The organism is Seinonella peptonophila (assembly GCF_900129355.1).
Classification (GTDB): Bacteria; Bacillota; Bacilli; order Thermoactinomycetales; family Thermoactinomycetaceae; genus Seinonella; species Seinonella peptonophila.
This window is the reverse complement of sequence record NZ_FQVL01000001.1, coordinates 22009-39455: the sequence shown is the minus strand read 5'-3', so window position 1 is coordinate 39455 and position 17447 is coordinate 22009. Positions and strand designations below refer to the sequence as shown.

15 protein-coding genes and 1 pseudogene are annotated in these 17447 nt (G+C 38.4%); 11 read left to right on the top strand and 5 right to left on the bottom strand.

What is annotated here, in order from left to right; translation table 11 throughout:
* Nucleotides 1-76: 76 nt before the first annotated feature.
* Nucleotides 77-1075: a glycerophosphodiester phosphodiesterase family protein gene (locus BUB71_RS00190; protein ID WP_073150064.1), complete on the bottom strand. Its 999-nt coding sequence runs from the start codon at nucleotides 1073-1075 to the stop codon at nucleotides 77-79.
* Nucleotides 1050-1646 carry a TetR/AcrR family transcriptional regulator gene (locus tag BUB71_RS20290; protein ID WP_073150060.1) on the bottom strand — a complete coding sequence of 199 codons (597 nt, stop codon included), beginning with the start codon at nucleotides 1644-1646 and terminating at the stop codon, nucleotides 1050-1052. The genes BUB71_RS00190 and BUB71_RS20290 overlap by 26 nt, the downstream gene beginning before the upstream one ends.
* A gap of 413 nt (nucleotides 1647-2059) precedes the next feature.
* On the opposite strand from BUB71_RS20290, the gene BUB71_RS00180 reads away from it, so the two are divergent.
* The 4 genes and pseudogenes from BUB71_RS00180 to BUB71_RS19315 all read left to right on the top strand — a co-directional run bounded on the left by BUB71_RS00180 (nucleotide 2060) and on the right by BUB71_RS19315 (nucleotide 5849).
* Complete coding sequence (locus tag BUB71_RS00180; protein ID WP_084730848.1) at nucleotides 2060-2707, top strand: pyroglutamyl-peptidase I family protein; 648 nt, start codon at nucleotides 2060-2062, stop codon at nucleotides 2705-2707.
* A 230-nt stretch (nucleotides 2708-2937) separates the two neighbouring features.
* Nucleotides 2938-3382, top strand: a pseudogene (locus BUB71_RS19910) (hypothetical protein); the annotation flags it as partial.
* 328 nt (nucleotides 3383-3710) lie between these two features.
* Nucleotides 3711-5648 carry an aconitate hydratase gene (locus BUB71_RS00175; protein ID WP_073150052.1) on the top strand — a complete coding sequence of 646 codons (1938 nt, stop codon included), beginning with the start codon at nucleotides 3711-3713 and terminating at the stop codon, nucleotides 5646-5648.
* A 24-nt stretch (nucleotides 5649-5672) separates the two neighbouring features.
* A complete protein-coding gene (locus BUB71_RS19315; RefSeq protein ID WP_175552232.1) occupies nucleotides 5673-5849 on the top strand; it encodes a hypothetical protein in 177 nt (58 codons plus the stop codon).
* A 117-nt stretch (nucleotides 5850-5966) separates the two neighbouring features.
* Here BUB71_RS19315 and BUB71_RS00170 read toward each other — a convergent pair whose 3' ends face one another.
* Nucleotides 5967-7121 carry a sensor histidine kinase gene (locus BUB71_RS00170; RefSeq protein ID WP_073150049.1) on the bottom strand — a complete coding sequence of 385 codons (1155 nt, stop codon included), beginning with the start codon at nucleotides 7119-7121 and terminating at the stop codon, nucleotides 5967-5969.
* Nucleotides 7122-7954: 833 nt separating this feature from the next.
* Here BUB71_RS00170 and BUB71_RS00165 point away from each other — a divergent pair.
* From BUB71_RS00165 to BUB71_RS00150, 3 genes are all read left to right on the top strand, one after another.
* Nucleotides 7955-8371 carry a DUF6223 family protein gene (locus BUB71_RS00165; RefSeq protein ID WP_073150046.1) on the top strand — a complete coding sequence of 139 codons (417 nt, stop codon included), beginning with the start codon at nucleotides 7955-7957 and terminating at the stop codon, nucleotides 8369-8371.
* 837 nt (nucleotides 8372-9208) lie between these two features.
* A complete protein-coding gene (locus tag BUB71_RS00160; RefSeq protein ID WP_073150043.1) occupies nucleotides 9209-9424 on the top strand; it encodes a hypothetical protein in 216 nt (71 codons plus the stop codon).
* A gap of 338 nt (nucleotides 9425-9762) precedes the next feature.
* Nucleotides 9763-10011, top strand: a complete 249-nt coding sequence (locus BUB71_RS00150) for a hypothetical protein (RefSeq protein ID WP_139278932.1) — start codon at nucleotides 9763-9765, stop codon at nucleotides 10009-10011.
* Between the two features lie 35 nt (nucleotides 10012-10046).
* On the opposite strand, the gene BUB71_RS00145 is transcribed toward BUB71_RS00150, so the two are convergent.
* Nucleotides 10047-10829, bottom strand: coding sequence for an alpha/beta fold hydrolase (locus tag BUB71_RS00145; protein ID WP_084730844.1), 783 nt, complete (start codon nucleotides 10827-10829; stop codon nucleotides 10047-10049).
* A 477-nt stretch (nucleotides 10830-11306) separates the two neighbouring features.
* Here BUB71_RS00145 and BUB71_RS00140 point away from each other — a divergent pair, with 477 nt between their 5' ends.
* The 4 genes from BUB71_RS00140 (at nucleotide 11307) to pruA (ending at nucleotide 16671) form a co-directional block, all read left to right on the top strand.
* Nucleotides 11307-11669 carry a hypothetical protein gene (locus BUB71_RS00140; protein ID WP_073150032.1) on the top strand — a complete coding sequence of 121 codons (363 nt, stop codon included), beginning with the start codon at nucleotides 11307-11309 and terminating at the stop codon, nucleotides 11667-11669.
* 309 nt (nucleotides 11670-11978) lie between these two features.
* The gene (locus BUB71_RS00135) at nucleotides 11979-12773 is read left to right on the top strand and encodes a C40 family peptidase (RefSeq protein WP_073150029.1); all 795 of its coding nucleotides are present in this window, start codon (nucleotides 11979-11981) and stop codon (nucleotides 12771-12773) included.
* 749 nt (nucleotides 12774-13522) lie between these two features.
* Entirely contained in the window at nucleotides 13523-14956 is a 1434-nt protein-coding gene (locus tag BUB71_RS00130; RefSeq protein ID WP_084730842.1) for a sigma-54 interaction domain-containing protein, read from the top strand.
* A gap of 158 nt (nucleotides 14957-15114) precedes the next feature.
* Nucleotides 15115-16671, top strand: coding sequence for an L-glutamate gamma-semialdehyde dehydrogenase (gene pruA / locus BUB71_RS00125; protein ID WP_245815477.1), 1557 nt, complete (start codon nucleotides 15115-15117; stop codon nucleotides 16669-16671).
* Nucleotides 16672-16717: 46 nt separating this feature from the next.
* Here pruA and BUB71_RS00120 read toward each other — a convergent pair whose 3' ends face one another.
* Complete coding sequence (locus BUB71_RS00120; protein WP_073150023.1) at nucleotides 16718-17419, bottom strand: DUF554 domain-containing protein; 702 nt, start codon at nucleotides 17417-17419, stop codon at nucleotides 16718-16720.
* Nucleotides 17420-17447 lie beyond the last annotated feature (28 nt).

Below are 17447 nucleotides of genomic sequence, written 5' to 3'. Positions count from 1 at the left end.
TAGGATCTGGCATTGCAATGCCAGGCTTTATCAATATGGTCATATATGAACTTTCTTTTTCAACTTATTCAAGGCATTAATGTATACGTTTTTTGCCTTTATATATGGGTGCAATTCGGTCAATTCGATTTGTCCAAATGCCACCTGTATAGTCGATTGGGAGTCGCTTTAGATCATTTGGTGTATCAAATCCACTAGAAAATCCACTATCATCTCCGCCAACAATAATCACTCTTGTACCAGCAATCTCCATACGGTTTAAGAATTTAGTGGGCCAACCCCATAACCAAGGTGCTATTTGATCTGGGATGTGTAGTTCTGTTTGCTCGCATTGATCAGGCATATAGCCAATCCATCCTACAACTATGTATGGGATTAAGCAACGTTTCATTGTCGCTTTTGACATAACACGCATATCTGGCAGTATATCTTTTAAAGCATCAATTGGTTCATCTCCTCCATATACAGCTAAACTTTTTCGCTGCTCTTCTGGAATCTTCGATAAATAACTCGCTAATAATTTCCCCTCATCGGGATCACTACTTTTCACATCTATTAACAAGTATTTATTCGAAAATCGTTTTAACACTTCAGTCAAAGATGGCATGAGTCCGATTCCTTTTCCACGGAATGGATAGGTTTTACCTTGATCAGCAGTATAACCATATCCAATATCCAACTTCTTCAATTCAGACATTGTATAATCTCTTGTGACACCATGTCCATTCGTTCGGCAATCTAATGTCCAATCATGAAAAACAGCGAATTGATCATCTTTCGTCATATGTACATCAAATTCAACAATGTCAGCTCCATTATCAAAAGCTGCCTGGATTGATGAAATCGTATTTTCTAGATAAGGATGTTCTGGCTGATTGATCCGCTCTGCTGTACAAGTTTCATTTGTAATGTTTTTCATAGTAAAGGTCTGGGCTAGACCTCGATGAGCTAATAAGGTTGGTGTTTTACTATGATTCCTTACAAACAGTGAGCTATTATTAAAATATATAAATATGATCAGCACAACGCAAAATAGAAAAAGTTTACTCTTAGCTAATTTCTTTAGTCGATTCATGAATGAATCCTCCCCAAACCATCTCTAATTGTTGTGCTAGCTTCTTCATCAATTTTTCTTCTTCTAAGGGGGTACATATTAAGACATTCAAAAAAATCCCTACGATAACATCTGCACATTCGGCCACCTTCCACTTACTACGAAATGCTTTCTTTTCCATCCCCTGTTCTAAAACATAACAAATCGCTTCTCTTAATTTCGAAATATTCCCTGATGCTCCATTGGAGCGAATCGCTGATTTTATTGTTTCTTCAAAGGCGGGATGTAATATATCTATTTGCTTGAAATAAATACTAAATAACTCCCGAAAAATATGTAAAACTTGTTCTTTCATCGTTCCAACTTGATTTCTTTGCACAATCTTATGTAATAGCTCCATATAGGAATCAGCTAAATACAATAAAATATGTTCCTTCTTTTGGAAATAATTAAAAAAAGTTCCTTTCGCGATTCCGCATGCAGTTGTGATTTCTGCAACCGTTACATTCTGATACCCTTTTTGCTTAAATAACTGAATTGCATTCTTCATAATCAGTTCTTTTGTTTTCTTTTTATTTGCTTCCCTTAACAAATAATCACCACCAAAATGACCTAAGTCATTATTTGACCGAGGTCATTATATAATGAAAAATAGATTCATGCAAGCAGCATCAAAACAATATACTTCTGGCTTCGTATCCCATTTACTTAACCTACCAACATTATAAATAATACTACTGAGGTGTTTGACACTTGCAAGATAGCAGGCAACATACCTGATCTCGCTTTTTTGAGGAGTTGGGCAAAAACATCCTTTCTCGAATCACACCATACTCCTTCGTATGGTATAATACAATAAATATCATATGTCTCTTTCTTATGTAGTTCCTTCTCGAAGGATAACTGAGGAGAGATGCCCGAAAAGGAGCAGCCTAACGAGACCAATATACATTGAGTTATCGGAAGGAGCTTGAGCATTCAAGCCATGTATGAAAGTAGGCGAAAGTGAAAACAGACATTCTGGTCATGGGATATGGTGGCCAGCTCAGCGGAGTGTTCGACTACATGCCCAACCTCTCTTTTGAGGTGGTGTCTGAAGCGACACACGGTCTCCCGCTGCCCATCACCTGCGTTGAGTTGCGTTCGCGCAACCTCTTCCAGGAGACATACAGTCTGATGGAAGCAAAGATGCGAGAGCACTCACCTCGTCTGATCATCATCGCGGGCGTGTTCCATGGAGCGTCATACTTCCACTTGGAGAAGGGTGGTCGTAACTCCTACGACCCGGCAACATACCTGGGTCACCCTGAGAACACCACAGGACATCGGCTCATCGAAGATGCGGCAGACGTCTACCAGACAACCCTTCCCATCGAGTCGATCTGTCAGCAACTCCGATCCGAGAAAAGGCCAGTCACTGCGTCATCTGATGCTGGTCTTCAAGGGTGCAACGCGGCCATCTACGGCGCACTGCATATCAACGAAAATCTCGGCCTCAAAGCTGGGATCACGTTCCTTCACCTGCCATACACCGAAGAGCAGTCTCTCGCTCGATATGAGCGCTCCAGTGAGGAGACGCCCTGGGTCGACTTCGGCACCCAACGGCAGGTGACAAAACGAATCATCGAGCTTACAGCAAACTACATGTCGTAGTCATTCATGATACGACCCCAACCAGCCAGTCACTGGAGATCAACGGCTTTGTCCCACGATCTCCAGTGACTGACCCGTTATAAGCGTAATCACTCCAGTGTAGTGGTTTTTGGTTAAAGAAACGATCCTCATCTTCTCTACCTCACTATAAACAGGCTATCTCAAAAGATTGAGATAGCCTGTTTATCGATATTATTGATCTGAATATATTCAACTTGTTCTCGAAGAGATCAAGGATCAAACCAGGAGAAACCTACGAAATTTGAGATGCCTACATTGGGATGTACAAAAAACTCCCCACTCGTGTCGTGTTATATCGATTGAGAGCTGAGCAACTCAAACACGACGAAAAGATCAAGCATATAAGGAAAAGAAGAAAGGCATTCTCTATTCTGAACGAAGCAAACGGTTAATGGAGATCAATGTTTACATTACTAATGTTTCTTGGGAATTCATTTCACATGAACAGATTCACGATCTTTATGATCCAAAGTTATTTTCCTTTGTTCCATCAGCATATACAAAACACCCAAGAACGTACAAAGATCCTCCTTCGCCTATTCCACTTATTAGACAGAAATGGGCGGAAATCTCACCGCTATGAGAAAAAAAACAGTCTTTGATATTTTGAGCGTTGCTTATGAGTATACCATGTCTCATTCGAAAGTTGCTTAATTCCCAAAAAAATCGCAAGCCTTTCGGCTTGTTTGTTGTGTCATTTATTCGAAATAAATCAACATTTATATTTTTTTAATACGCTTAGCTTGATCGGCGTGTACGCGAAACCTCATCAATGAAAAATAGATTCATTGCGAAAATAAGTACTCTCTTCGAAGTTTTTAGATAAATTTTTGATTACTCAGATATATCTTTGTACATCTAGCTATAAGCAATTTCAGCAACAATTGTGTATATCACTTCATGATTGTATTATTTAAGGTTTTCTTCTCTTACATAATTCTAGAGAAATCAGCCCATCTTACCATTAATGAGGGGGGATTTGATGGGGTCTAATGTTACACAAAAGCTAATTCGTGATCATTTAGTATCAGGTGAGATGATACCTAGTGAAGAGATTGGATTAAGGATTGACCAAACATTAACGCAAGATGCGACTGGAACAATGGTGATGTTAGAACTGGAAGCAATGGGCGTAGAACGTGCAAAAACTGAAGCCTCAGCACAATATGTGGATCATAACATCATTCAAAGCGATAGTAAAAATCCAGATGACCATCTTTTTTTACAAAGTGCTACAAGGAAGTTTGGCCTGTATTTTAGTCGTCCAGGCAACGGAGTAAGCCATCCTGTACATATGCAGAGATTAGCGAAGCCTGGAAAAACCTTGCTGGGCTCTGACAGTCACACTTGTGCAAATGGATGTATGGGTATGCTGGCGATGGGTGCAGGGGGGATTGATGTAGCAATGGCAATCGCTGGTCTTCCATTCTATGTCAAGATGCCGCGTATTTGGGGGATCAAACTTACTGGAGAATTACCTGAGTGGGTGAGTGCTAAGGATGTGATCTTAGAACTACTTCGTCGCTATGATGTAAAAGGCGGTGTTGGGAAAGTAATTGAGTATTATGGTCCAGGTCTTCAGCATTTAAGCGCAATGGATCGTCATGTGATTGCCAATATGGGAGCCGAGTTAGGAGCAACAGGGACTGTATTTCCATCAGATGAAGTGATTCAAGACTTCCTAATTCGTCAACAACGGGAAAATGATTGGGTTGAGCTTATCGCTGATCCTGATGCAGATTATGATTTATATGATGAAATCAATCTTTCTGAATTGGAGCCTTTAATCGCTAAGCCTTCTAGCCCAGGAAACGTTGTGCCAGTAAGGGAAGTAGTGGGTCGTCCGATTTATCAGTCATACATTGGTTCTTCCGCAAATCCTGGTTATCGTGACTATGCAATCGTCGCTGAAATTGTAAAAGGGAAGCAAATTGCGGATGGTGTTTCTTTTGATATCAATCCTTCTTCAAGACAAATTCTTACTGATCTGGTTAAACATGGACACATCACGAACTTGATCTCTGTAGGTGCCCGTCTCCACCAAGCTGGATGTAATGGCTGTATTGGCATGGGGCAAGCACCCGCAACTGGAAGAAATAGCTTACGTACCACTCCACGCAACTTCCCAGGTCGTTCAGGAACGCGTGAGGATAGCGTTTATTTATGCAGCCCTGAAACGGCTGCCGCCTCTGCAATAACAGGAAAAATTACAGATCCAAGAACACTGAACATTACTTACCCACAAGCATATGAACCCGAATACCCCTCCATTGATGTAGACTTGCTTGATACACCTTTATCTGCTGAAGAAGCAAAAACCGTCCAACTAGTCAAAGGGCCCAATATAGCATCCATTCCAACAATGGATGAACTAGCTGACTCCATACACGTCCCCATCCTGCTTAAAATGGGGGATAATATTTCCACAGATGAAATACTTGCTGGTGGATCACGAGTCCTTCCCTATCGTAGTAATCTACCCGAAATCAGTAAATTTACATTTGAAATTATTGATGACTCCTATTATGAACAAGCGATCAAGATTCGTGATCAAGGGGGTCATGGGATTATTGCTGGGTATAACTATGGACAAGGTTCTAGCCGAGAACACGCAGCGTTAGCTCCTCGATATCTTGGATTAAGAGTAGCAATTGTAAAAGATTTCGCTCGAATCCATTGGCAAAATCTCGTTAACTTTGGTGTACTTCCTTTAACATTTAGACAACCAGAGGACTATGAACAACTTATGCCAGGTGACTTAATCCAGATTGATCACATTCGTGAACAATTACGCAAGGGCAACCAAATTGAAGCAATTATTGCAGGAAAGGCAATTCAACTTCAACATCTCCTCTCCCCAAGGCAAGTTGAAATCATGTTAGCTGGAGGATTGATTAATTGGGTAAAAAATAAGCAATAGTTTCACTACGAAAGGTTGTGTAAAATGGTAGATCGAAACTCTATATGTAAAGCTTGTGAAGGAACTGGTTTATTAGCTGATGATGAAAATTGGCAATATAGCTGTACTGTTTGCGGTGGCGATGGTCATCTCACACTAGGAGAATCCCCTGAACCAGCAAAGCCATTCGCCATTGATGATAACAATCGAACTTTGGAATAGCATTCTGCAAATGGAAGTCGATCATTCGGCTTCCTTTTTACAGTCAATTCTCCACGTTGAATGTGAATATGTATTTAATAATGCACGATTACTCATTTGTCACAAAAGAACGAACCGTCAGTTCCCTTCCCTATCCTCTCTATCTTCACCTCGTTCATTTCCTGAAGGCAAATAGACGCTAAATTTAGTTCCTTTATTAATACAACTTTCAACACGGATGAAACCACCGTGGGCTTTTACAAGTTGATGTACGATGGATAAACCAAGTCCTGTTCCACCTGTATGTCGAGAGCGTGCTTTGTCTACGCGGTAAAATCGATCGAATAGGTAAGGTAGATGCTCTTCAGGTATCCCAATGCCAGTGTCAACCACTGAGACTCGTACATAAAACTTATTCTGATCAATAACCTGATCTTCGACTTTCACCGTAATCTCCCCGCCACGAGGTGTGTAACGTATCGCATTGGTCAGCAAATTTATAAAAACTTGAGTGGTTCGTCGGGCATCTGCTAACACGATAACTGGTTTAGCACATACAGAAAGGTGAACTTTCAATCCATTTTCTTCCGCTTCGTATTTTATGTCATCTACAATTCGTTCTAAATGAACAGTCATGTCAATTGGTTTGCGATAAAGTGACAATTGCCCCGCTTCAGCCAATGACAAGACATGAAGATCATCGACCAACAAACTGATTCGGATCACTTCATCATGAATTCGAAGCAGCATTTCTGGTGGAATATGCTGTCCAGCTTGTTGATAATTTTCCAGTTTCAGTTGCATAATGGACAATGGGGTTCGAAGCTCGTGAGCAACATCAGCCACCAATTTCCTTCGAATTTTTTCCGCTTCACGAAGTCGCAACATCATATCATTGAACGCTTGAGTCACTTTCCCATACTCATCTTTCGTCCCTACTGGTACTTCGACATTTAGATCTCCTTGTGTCACACGTTCTATAGCAACCATCAACTTTTTAAGTGGAAGGGTTAGCAGTCCTGATACCCAATAACTAAAGAAAATACCGATTAATACAAAGAAGGACAATCTAAACAGCACATTTTTCTTTATTTCGTCAAAAGAATAAGATTTAATAATTTCGATTTGCTCTATTGGTGAGGCGCTCAAATAATGTGGGTCAATTTGCTCTCTTTCAAATTTATCAAACAAAATATTGGTGTAAGATAATGTAAATAGAATAGAGGCAATGCTTCCAATCAGTAAAAGCAGTCCCATACAGACAAATATTTTCATTCGAACTGTTATTCTCATATATTATCACCGAATTGGTAGCTAAAACCATTTATTGTTTTAATATATCGCAGATTACTAAGACCATCCCCCAGTTGGTGATAAAGTTTCCGGATATGCGAATTCTCGTAACCCATATACTCTCCCTCCAAAGCAGCTTTTACTATTGTAAACGGCTAATACAATGCCAGAGTTACCCGGCAATGGATAAAGAATTTCGAATTCAATGATTCATCCCAAAATCAATTATTTTTTTGACTCATTCGATCGTCTTATTACAATAACCATGCTATATTGTGAGATATCCTCATTTCGTGACATTCATCTATTTCACTTTTTTAGGAAGCATTCAATCAAGATGTTATCTTTTCGTTCTGAATAGGCAATCATAAAACATTCTTAACTAATACAAACAGTCAATACTTGCAACTCACGCAAATAGGTCTACACCTCTTTTAATATTCCTGGTTTGTCTCCCATTTTAACTGCTCTATCCCATCATATCTTTCTTGTTAGTCTGTTTCCAATATCAAGTTTCATCAGAAATTAATCAGAATTATGTGTATATTTTTTATATTATTAAAAAAAAATCTGCATAAAAAGGATAGGATCTGCATAAGTTCTCGACAATTGTAATGTAATCTAAGCTGTGTAAAATAAGAAAATCTCAATTTTAATAATCAAAGTCTTACTTATGTGATTGTTAAAAGCCAAAAATTACCTCTAAAGTAAGTGAATGATTGTGGATGAAAGCTATTTGAACATTGCTTTGCTCAGGTTCATCCCAAATTGCTAGATCATCATATGTATAAACTTTTATTTACAAAAGACAAACCAAGAGGAGTCATTAACAAATGAAAGCAAAACTAATATCATTAGCAATTCTTAGTGTACTTCTTTTAGTACCAACTTTTTCCTTCGCAGCTATGACTACAGAAAGTGTGGTATATGGCTTCACTTCCGGGCGACTTTGGGCGTCGATAGACGCATTTGTGGGACTATTCAGTGCGATACTAGCTGGGTTATCAATGGTTCGCTCCAAGCGTCAAATCGGCAATGGTGGACGAAACGGTGCCATTATTGCCGTGATAGTAGGGGTTATCGTCATAGCTTATGCTGGTCTGCATCTAACCATGTTTACTGGTAATTTCGGTACTGGTAGCGGGAAAGCAGGAGCCATCATTGCCATTTTGATGGGGCTGATCAGCATAGTTCTTGCTGGGATTACACTGATCCGCTCTCGGCGGAATGATTTACCCAAACAGAAATAAGCTGATAATTTCAATAACCTATTTTTATGGTTTGATAGATTCAAGATATATAAAAGATGCTCTCATAAGCGACAATATTATTTTCACAGTTTAAGGACTCACACAAACATTGCAATAACACACATCCTCTCACAACAAAAGACAGCCCAAGCCCCACACGCAAGATAAAGACTCACGCTCACACAAAAGCAGGTAGGGAATCGCTTGACTGCGACTCGTCCCCACCTGCTTTTGCGAGTGTATCACCTCGAAGTAAACCACCCGATAGCGATGCATATAGGTGTTGCGACGATCAACCACCACGGGAATGGCAGTACCAGGGAGCAGACATATGCAGCCATCGCTCCCATAAAGACACTCACATCTGTCTCCTAGAGATTCAGGCACTACTGAGAGTGCATGCAAACATTGCTTGTTATGTTAAGTATAACAAACAGCTAACGCCACACAAGGCGTTTTTCTTTGCAAAGATCACTCTAATCATCCATGTTTAAAATGCACCAAATTCAAATAATGCCATGAATTAGGTAATAATAGAATAATACTAAATAAACATAACTAACAACCGAACCCACTGGAGTGAATTCTTTTCTCCAGTGGGTTCGGTTGTGACTTTGAACGATTTTAGAAACGTATGAAGAAGTAGCGAATATCACTCCCAATTTCAATAATCTCACCAATCTCTCAATTTAGTCCTAATAATTCACACCTTTTTGTATTTTCAATATTCCACATCTCATTTATAATGAGAATGTACTGTATATAGTCGATCCAACGGAGGAAGGATCAACTCCTCGTAAAAGGAGCCCTTGTTCGTTTCCACTAGTTAGGAGTACCATGTCATCCGATGAAGATGAACTTCCGCTAGAAGTAAGACAGATCAATACACTAAAAAGAGACATCAGAACACTAGAAATAAACATCGAAACCCTCCAAGCACGTGTTAATACAAACCAAGCAACCCCAGCGGATCGGAGAAAACTAGCAAATCACCTAAAAAAACTAACATGGTCTCAGAATAAACTTCGCGAGTTGGAGGAACGAATGAAGTAAATACCAACCAGGTGAGTATGTACTCGCCTGGTTAGGTATACGAGTTCTTTTACTTACAAACTTCATAAACGTATTTAAAAGCATACACAAAGCCACTCTTTCCGATCTGCCTTGAGTGCGAGTGCGTCATTACTACCAGCTAACTAGCCATAAAACATCTTGAAATCATACCATGCACTTTGTCTTATCCCTCTACTGTCTCATCTCCTGTATATGCATCCCCAACATTACCAAAAAGTGCTGAATGGGATTATTTTTATATTAAAGACAAGCGTAGCATGGATGGATATGCCGGATAAATATGGTTCTTACACTACTTGTTGAAGAAGATTGAAAGCGTGGCAAAAGGTCGGAATATGAGAGAACGTTTGGAGAAAGCTGCTAGAAATAATGAAAGAGAAGAAAAAAGTAAATTCGGATCAAGTATATTTAGATGGATGTTTGTCGCCGCTAAACTTATTTGGCTTTTAATCCACACATCGAGTTCAACGCTCTTGTTTTTACCCTTTGTTGATGCAAGAAAATTCTATCGGCTGTTTAAAAAACTTCTAGCAACGATTTACCATGAAGGTACTTATATTCAGTAAACACAAAATTTATATCCGGATAATAAGTCTCAAATCTACTTCGACTGTTTTAGCCAATGAGCTATACTGGTATAGAATGAACGCGCATTTTCTAACATCATAAAATGACCACTTGCAGGAATCACATATGAATGCCACCCATCAAGATGTGGCTGCAGATAAAGCTGTAAATTTTCTTCTCCACGAATGTAGGCTTTATTCTGTATAGCCTGGAAAATCGAGAACAAGTTTCCGCTATCTGACCATGTAACGAGAGAACAGGCACTGCGATGGAAAGCGATAGGGCTTCCTTCTCTGCACCACTTTGCCCAGTGCAATAGATCATCTTGCTTTGTTGCTTCCAATGATTGAACAAACTCATGAAAACCGGTTCGGATAAAATCTTCTTCTTTTTGAGTCGCTATTTTTCGACTAACAATCCCGCAATCTTCATTAAGTAAATTCCCTTCCACATTAATAAACGATACGAGCTCAGGCAGTTTCTCGGTCGCCAATAAGCCGATCGCCCCACCCATACTATGTGCCACCAGATGCACTTTTTTTATCGAGAGCTGATTTATCAGGGCAATCAATATTTCCGCCTGATCATTTAGTTCGTAAGATAAATCATTAGGTGCATCGGAATCACCAAAGCCTAAAAAATCAAAAGCACAAAGTGAAAAATCCTCTAATTCCTTTGCAGCAAAAGCGGTATCAAATGCTGCTTTGGTACAGCCGAGCCCATGCAAAAAGACCAACCACTGATCTGAATGGGTGCGAACATTTGCTGCAATATTAACAATTCGGTTGCGAAATGGGATTTTATAATCATTCATCATTGATGCTCCCCATTGAATTTAAATATTCCGTATAATATAAAAACCACATCTTATAAAGGTTGATAGTTTGATCTTGATAATTCTTCTTTCCCACAACAGAAACTATGTCAAAACATTATATTTTTTATAATATCATCTTTAATATTTCCCTACTAGTGTTTTCACCTGATCGGTTGTTTTATTCTCGCATGCAGCATGACTCTTGTTTTCCGATTTTTTCTACTACATCAACACATGATCTCATCCATAACTAAAAAATCCCGAAATGATACCTGAACTATTTTATCATTTGATTTTATTTACAAAATATGTTTTTATACAATCAAACATGAAAATAGCCCTAAATACCCAAAGTCTGGGCATGCCAGGTTTCCTGGAGCTAAACAGATGTTCTTCTAAAGGGACCTAATGTCTATTAGTTTCGACAGTTTTACTCGTGTTGGCTCTTTCGAAGGGGACAACCACGGCGGAAGGATCATGGGAAGTCGAATGCATGTCTTCAGCAATACTTCAACTGAAGTAGTACAAGCTGAAGGTCGATTTCTGCGATTGAGTGAGGTTCTTGCTTGCGAGCGGATCATCTATGGTAAGGAGGAAAAGTTCGACTTTACTCTTGCCAAGTTGCGGAATATGACGCAAAAGAAGTACAGCATCATCGACATCCACTTGGTTCTACTGACTCGGAAGCTGGAGTTGGTTCGGATTCAGCCAAATCAGTGGTTGCTGCTCGATGGTAAGCGACGACAGATTCAGGTGATCGGAATCCAAGCGCAATATTGGATCCATATGCGAGGTGAGTTCCCACTGACCTATATGGATAAATCCATATTTGCTGCCTAATCAACGGAGGAACCTCTGTGCGCGCTCTTCGTACCCACTAGGGACGAGGGCTGCGCCGGAGATTTATTTTCCGAATTGAATAACATAAAAATACATTATTAACATGTCGAATAATTCCCCATTGACAACTTGACCAGTCAATTCGGCTTTTTATTTTCATGTTTCAATTTCATTCTCCTATTCATTCATTTTTGAATAGAGGTTTAATATTTATATTTCCTCTAATTATGCCTAATCAACATTCTTGAATTGATTTTATTTATTTTATTATTTATACTTTACATACACACTTTTGAAAGGGGTTACAACATGCGACGCTCCTCATTCTTTATACTAACCCTGTTGCTTACTTTGACACTCGTATCACCTATTTCTGTATTTGCTGACCCAATAGAAATCAATCCAGTTGATCCATCACCCGACTCCCAAACAATTCATTCTTCAGATGCCGGAACATATATTATTGTGGATGTCACGCCACCTGTGACCGTAATTGAGCCAGAAGCAACCAACGATAAACCAACAGATAAAGTAAAAGATAAGCCCAAAAAAGATGACCAACAACCGAAAAAGGACGAAGAAAAAAATAACAATGGTAAAGATTCCGCTATTTCCCAAACAAAAATTGAATCCATGATCAAAACAGCAAAATCGCTCGTAGGGCCAGTGCCTAAAGATGGTAACCGTTGGGATTGCTCTGGATTTGTACTTCAAATGTACAAAAAACTTGGAATTAGCTTACCAGGAATAACAGACACACAATACTATGATCGACTGGTGCTAAGTGATGAGAAATACAAAAAATTACCAGCTGGTGCAAAGAAGCTTGCTCTAAATGAAAGCGAATTTAAAAAGTTAAAACCAGGCTCAGTCTATGCAAAGCCAGTAGCTAGAGATAAGCTACAACCTGGAGATCTTTTTTTTAGGGGTCCCACTTATTCCTGTAGCTCATGTTATATTGATAAAAATATTACCCATGCTGCACTCTATGTGGGGCATGGAAAATATGTGCAAGGTAGCATGGGTTCTGGTATGCTTCGTATGGGGGATGTTAGTAATTTGGATCAATGGCAAGGAGCTAAACGTTACTATATCAAAAACTAATTGACATTGTGATGTAAAAGAGACTTTGCAAAACAAAGTCTCTTTTGCTTGTTATGATTCAAAAACTAACATATTTACTTTTACTAATTCAATTCGTGAAAGGTTGGAAATAAAGCAAACCAAACATCAACTAGTTTGGTATTCCTTCAATCGCTGATTCTTGAATGAAGTTCTGTTGAATAAGTCCAATTAACATTCCTGTTCTATTGTCCTCCTGAATATCCCGATCATAAATTGGATTTTAATTATATTGCGTACTAATACCAATGTACAAATAAAAGAACCATCCTTTTTTCGCTATTCGTGGCTGGTTCATCTATATGTAACTAAAGAGTTATTCATAGGAGGAAAAATTCGTCAGCAGTATAAACTAGAATTTATTTCAAAAGTTAGATACATAAGAATTCGAGCAACGGAATAACTGTATATGTTAATATATGAAACACAATAAAAAAATCTCGAAGGAGAAGCATTCATAACAAGTGATGCAATAAAAAATTGAATTCAAAATTACTTGGATGCATACAATTCGTTTGAAGTAAATGGGAAGTTGAATTTTTCACATGATAGAAACTGTTGCCACGAGAAATCAGCTTATATAATCCTTCAAGATTACTTTCAAATAGTCTCCAACGGGGTTTATAATCTCTTTATTCCACTATTTAGATCGTATCTTTTTATTACACTCAGTTTCTTCTATTAGTTTTTGAATACGAAATTAAATTTGCTGGAAAAAGTAGGTGACTTGATTGATTCCATCCAACATTACAAATGAAGGTTTCTGGCAAATGCTCTCAAAAGTACAGGAAGCTGTTTATGCTGTTGATACAAATCTACGATTGATCTATATGAACTCGGCAACTAAAACAATTGGCTTTCAACCAGATCGTGATCTGGGCCAATCGATATTTACAGTCTTTCCTAAATTAAACAAGGAAAAAAGTCTAATCATACAAGTATTAGAATCAGGAAGAGCTGTTATCAATCAACGTATTACATTTATCAATTACCGTGGTGAACGAAAAACAACACTCACCTCTACCTATCCACTAATCCAAGGTAATAAATTAGTAGGTGTATTTGAAATATTCGAGGACGTATCAGCGATCCATGAGTACTCAAACAAAATGCTTTTATTACAACAGCTACAAAACAAATCCGTCACTCAACCCCTTGTTGATATTGATAATCAATATTCAGATACCATGATCTTAGATCATAGTCCTGCCATTCAAAACATCAAAGAACAAATTCCGATTATATCAAAATACAAATCACCTATTTTTATATATGGGGAGACTGGTACAGGGAAAGAGTTACTAGTTCAATCCATTCATGAATCGACCCTACAAGAAAAAGCCCCATTTATCGCTCAAAATTGTGCAGCAATACCTGAAACGTTATTGGAAGGCATTTTATTTGGAACTGAAAAAGGCGGGTTTACAGGAGCAGAAAATCGACCTGGATTATTTGAACTTGCCCATAAAGGAACTTTATTTTTAGATGAAATCAACTCAATGCCGCTTACTTTACAGGCAAAGTTATTACGAGTGCTTCAAGAGAAAAAAGTACGGCGAATTGGCAGTCAAAAGGAAATCTCGATTGATGTTCGCATTGTCGCAGCGACAAATGTCCATCCTTCGATCATTCTACAATCAGGTGAATTACGCTCAGATCTATACTATCGATTAAATGTAATTTATCTAGAGCTACCCTCCCTACGAGAACGAAAAGAAGATATTCCCGAACTTGTACAGCATTTTATTCACAAATACAATAAAGAATTTCATAAGAACATATTAGGAGTAAGTAAAGAGACTTTGAATTTCTTCACCAAATATGACTGGCCAGGAAATATTCGAGAGTTACAAAACTTAATCGAGCGGGCTATGAATATCGCCGAAGATGGGTATATCCAATTATCCGACATTCAAACAGACACATTATTGTACTTTCAATCAAAGCAACCTACTCCTTCCTCAACAAATCAACGTCCTAAATTAAGAGAAGCAATCATTGATTTGGAGATTCAACTGATAAAAGAAGAATTGATCCAGCAACAAGGAAACATATCAAAAGCAGCACGTCGATTAGATATTCCACAGCAAACACTCAATAACAAAATTCAAAAATATCAACTACGTTCATTTGTTTACGAGATTAAAGCATCTACCCAAAAATAGGTAAAAAACGATTCATTTGTATTATTCATGGGTAACACAACTTTTGAATCCCTATTCTTCTTGATCAGGAATTTGGCACCACTCTTGCTACTATTAATCTATGTAAAACTTGAACTCAGCGGTAACCAATCAAACTAATGGATCAAGGAGAGAAGTCTATGTTAACACCTTTCGTTAATGAGCCCTTTACCAATTTTCAGGATGAAAATAATCGGAAAGCGATGAAACTAGCATTAACCAAGGTGAAAAATTCCTTTGGTCATACCTATCCTCTTTATATTGGCTCTGAAAAAATTTATACGAAAACCACAACACCATCAATTAATCCAGGTAAAGTTTCTGAAACGATTGGGTATATGAGTAGTGCTAATCGAGAACTTGCAGAAAAAGCGATGCAAAAGGCATTAGATACATTTGAAACTTGGAAAAAAGTCTCCCCAGAAGAACGTGCTTCTTATTTATTTAAAGCTGCTAACTTGATGAGAGAAAGAAAGCATGAGTTTTCATCGTTGTTGGTTTTTGAAGCAGGAAAAAACTGGGCTGAAGCAGATGCAGACACAGCAGAAGCAATAGATTTCTTAGAGTTTTACGCAAGAGAGATGATCCGCTTAGATCGTATCAACGAAACACTTCCTCCTACACAAATCCCTACAGAAAAGAGTCAACTACGATATATTCCGTTAGGTGTTGGTATTGTTATTCCGCCTTGGAACTTTCCACTTGCCATCTGTGTAGGAATGACATCAGCCGCGATTGTGTCAGGAAATACGGTTCTGTTAAAACCTGCTTCACCTACTTCGATCATTGCCTATCAATTTGTATCATTGATGAAAGAAGTAGGCTTACCACCAGGAGTCATTAATTTTATTCCTGGTAATCCAAATGAAATTGGAGATTTTCTGACTGCTCATCCAAAAACTCGGTTTATCAGTTTTACCGGTTCCAAACAAGTGGGGTTGCATATCAACAAATTAGCAGCAAATACAGCGAAAAACCAAATTTGGATCAAACGTGTGATTGCCGAAATGGGAGGAAAAGATGGGATTATTGTAGATGAGACCGCAGATCTCGATCAAGCCGCTCAGCAAATCGTTGCATCTGCCTTTGGTTTTCAAGGACAAAAATGTTCTGCTGGTTCTCGAGCCATTCTTGTCGATTCAATTTATGATCAGGTCGTCTCAAAAATTTTAGATCTGACGAAAACATTTACAATTGGTCTACCTGAAGAAAATCATCCAATAGGACCCGTAATCGATCAAAAAGCATATGATAAAATTTTAAGTTACATCGAAATTGGAAAGCAGGAAGGAAGTTTATTACTTGGCGGAAGCACCGCTTCGGGAGATGGTTTCTATATTCAACCCACAATCTTTGGCGAGGTTGATCAGGAAGCGAGAATTATGCAAGAAGAAATCTTTGGACCTGTGTTGGCTATCACCAGAGCAACCGACTGGCAAGAGGCCATTCAAATCTACAATCATACAGAATACGGATTGACAGGATCATTCTTTTCGAAAGATGAACACCGCATACAACAAGCACAGGAGCAAATGCATTGTGGAAATCTCTATATTAACCGAAAATGTACCGGCGCTCTTGTTGGTGTTCATCCATTTGGTGGTTTTAACATGTCAGGTACCGATTCCAAAGCGGGTGGCTACGATTATTTACTACTTTTTACCCAGGCTAAATCTATTTCACGGCAAATCTCATAACAACGAAGCAGGGAGTATGCAACACTCCCTGCTGTTTTATGCCTTTTCAAAAAAAATCTCTGAAGAAAATAAGCAGAATCACAATCACTAAACTTGGTAACATATTACCCACACGTATTTTTATAAGCCCCAACATATTCATCCCGATTCCCATAACTAAGATACCACCTGTACCTGTTATCTCTTGAATGATCTGATCTAACATATTCGAAGAAACCAAATAGCTAATCTGAGTAGCTAAAAGAGTCAATATAACCTGATAGATAATAACAGGAATAGCAGAAAAAAGCACTCCTTTTCCTAAAGTTGTGGTAAGAAAAAGTGCCATTAGCCCATCAATACAAGCTTTTATATAAAATAATGTATGATCATTTCGCAAACCGCTATCTAATGCACCGATAATCGGCATTGCACCTACAATATAGATCAACGTACAAGTAACAAAACCTTTTGATAATGAATCACTTTCTTTTCTTCCAACTCTTTCTTCTAACCAAATGCTCCATCGTTGAAATGATTCTTCTATATTTAAATATTCACCGATAACCACTCCTAACGCAATACTGATCACCACATAAAGCAAATGTTGGCTTTTTAAACTCATATCAATTCCCATCATCAAGACAGATAATGCGAATGCCTGTAATATTGTCTGTTTCACTCTCTCAGGTATTTTTGTAAAAACCGCACCAAGTAAACTTCCTAAAATAATTGCTACTCCATTTACAATTGCCCCAAGTAAAACCATGTTCATTTCCCTTTCTATCAACAATCCA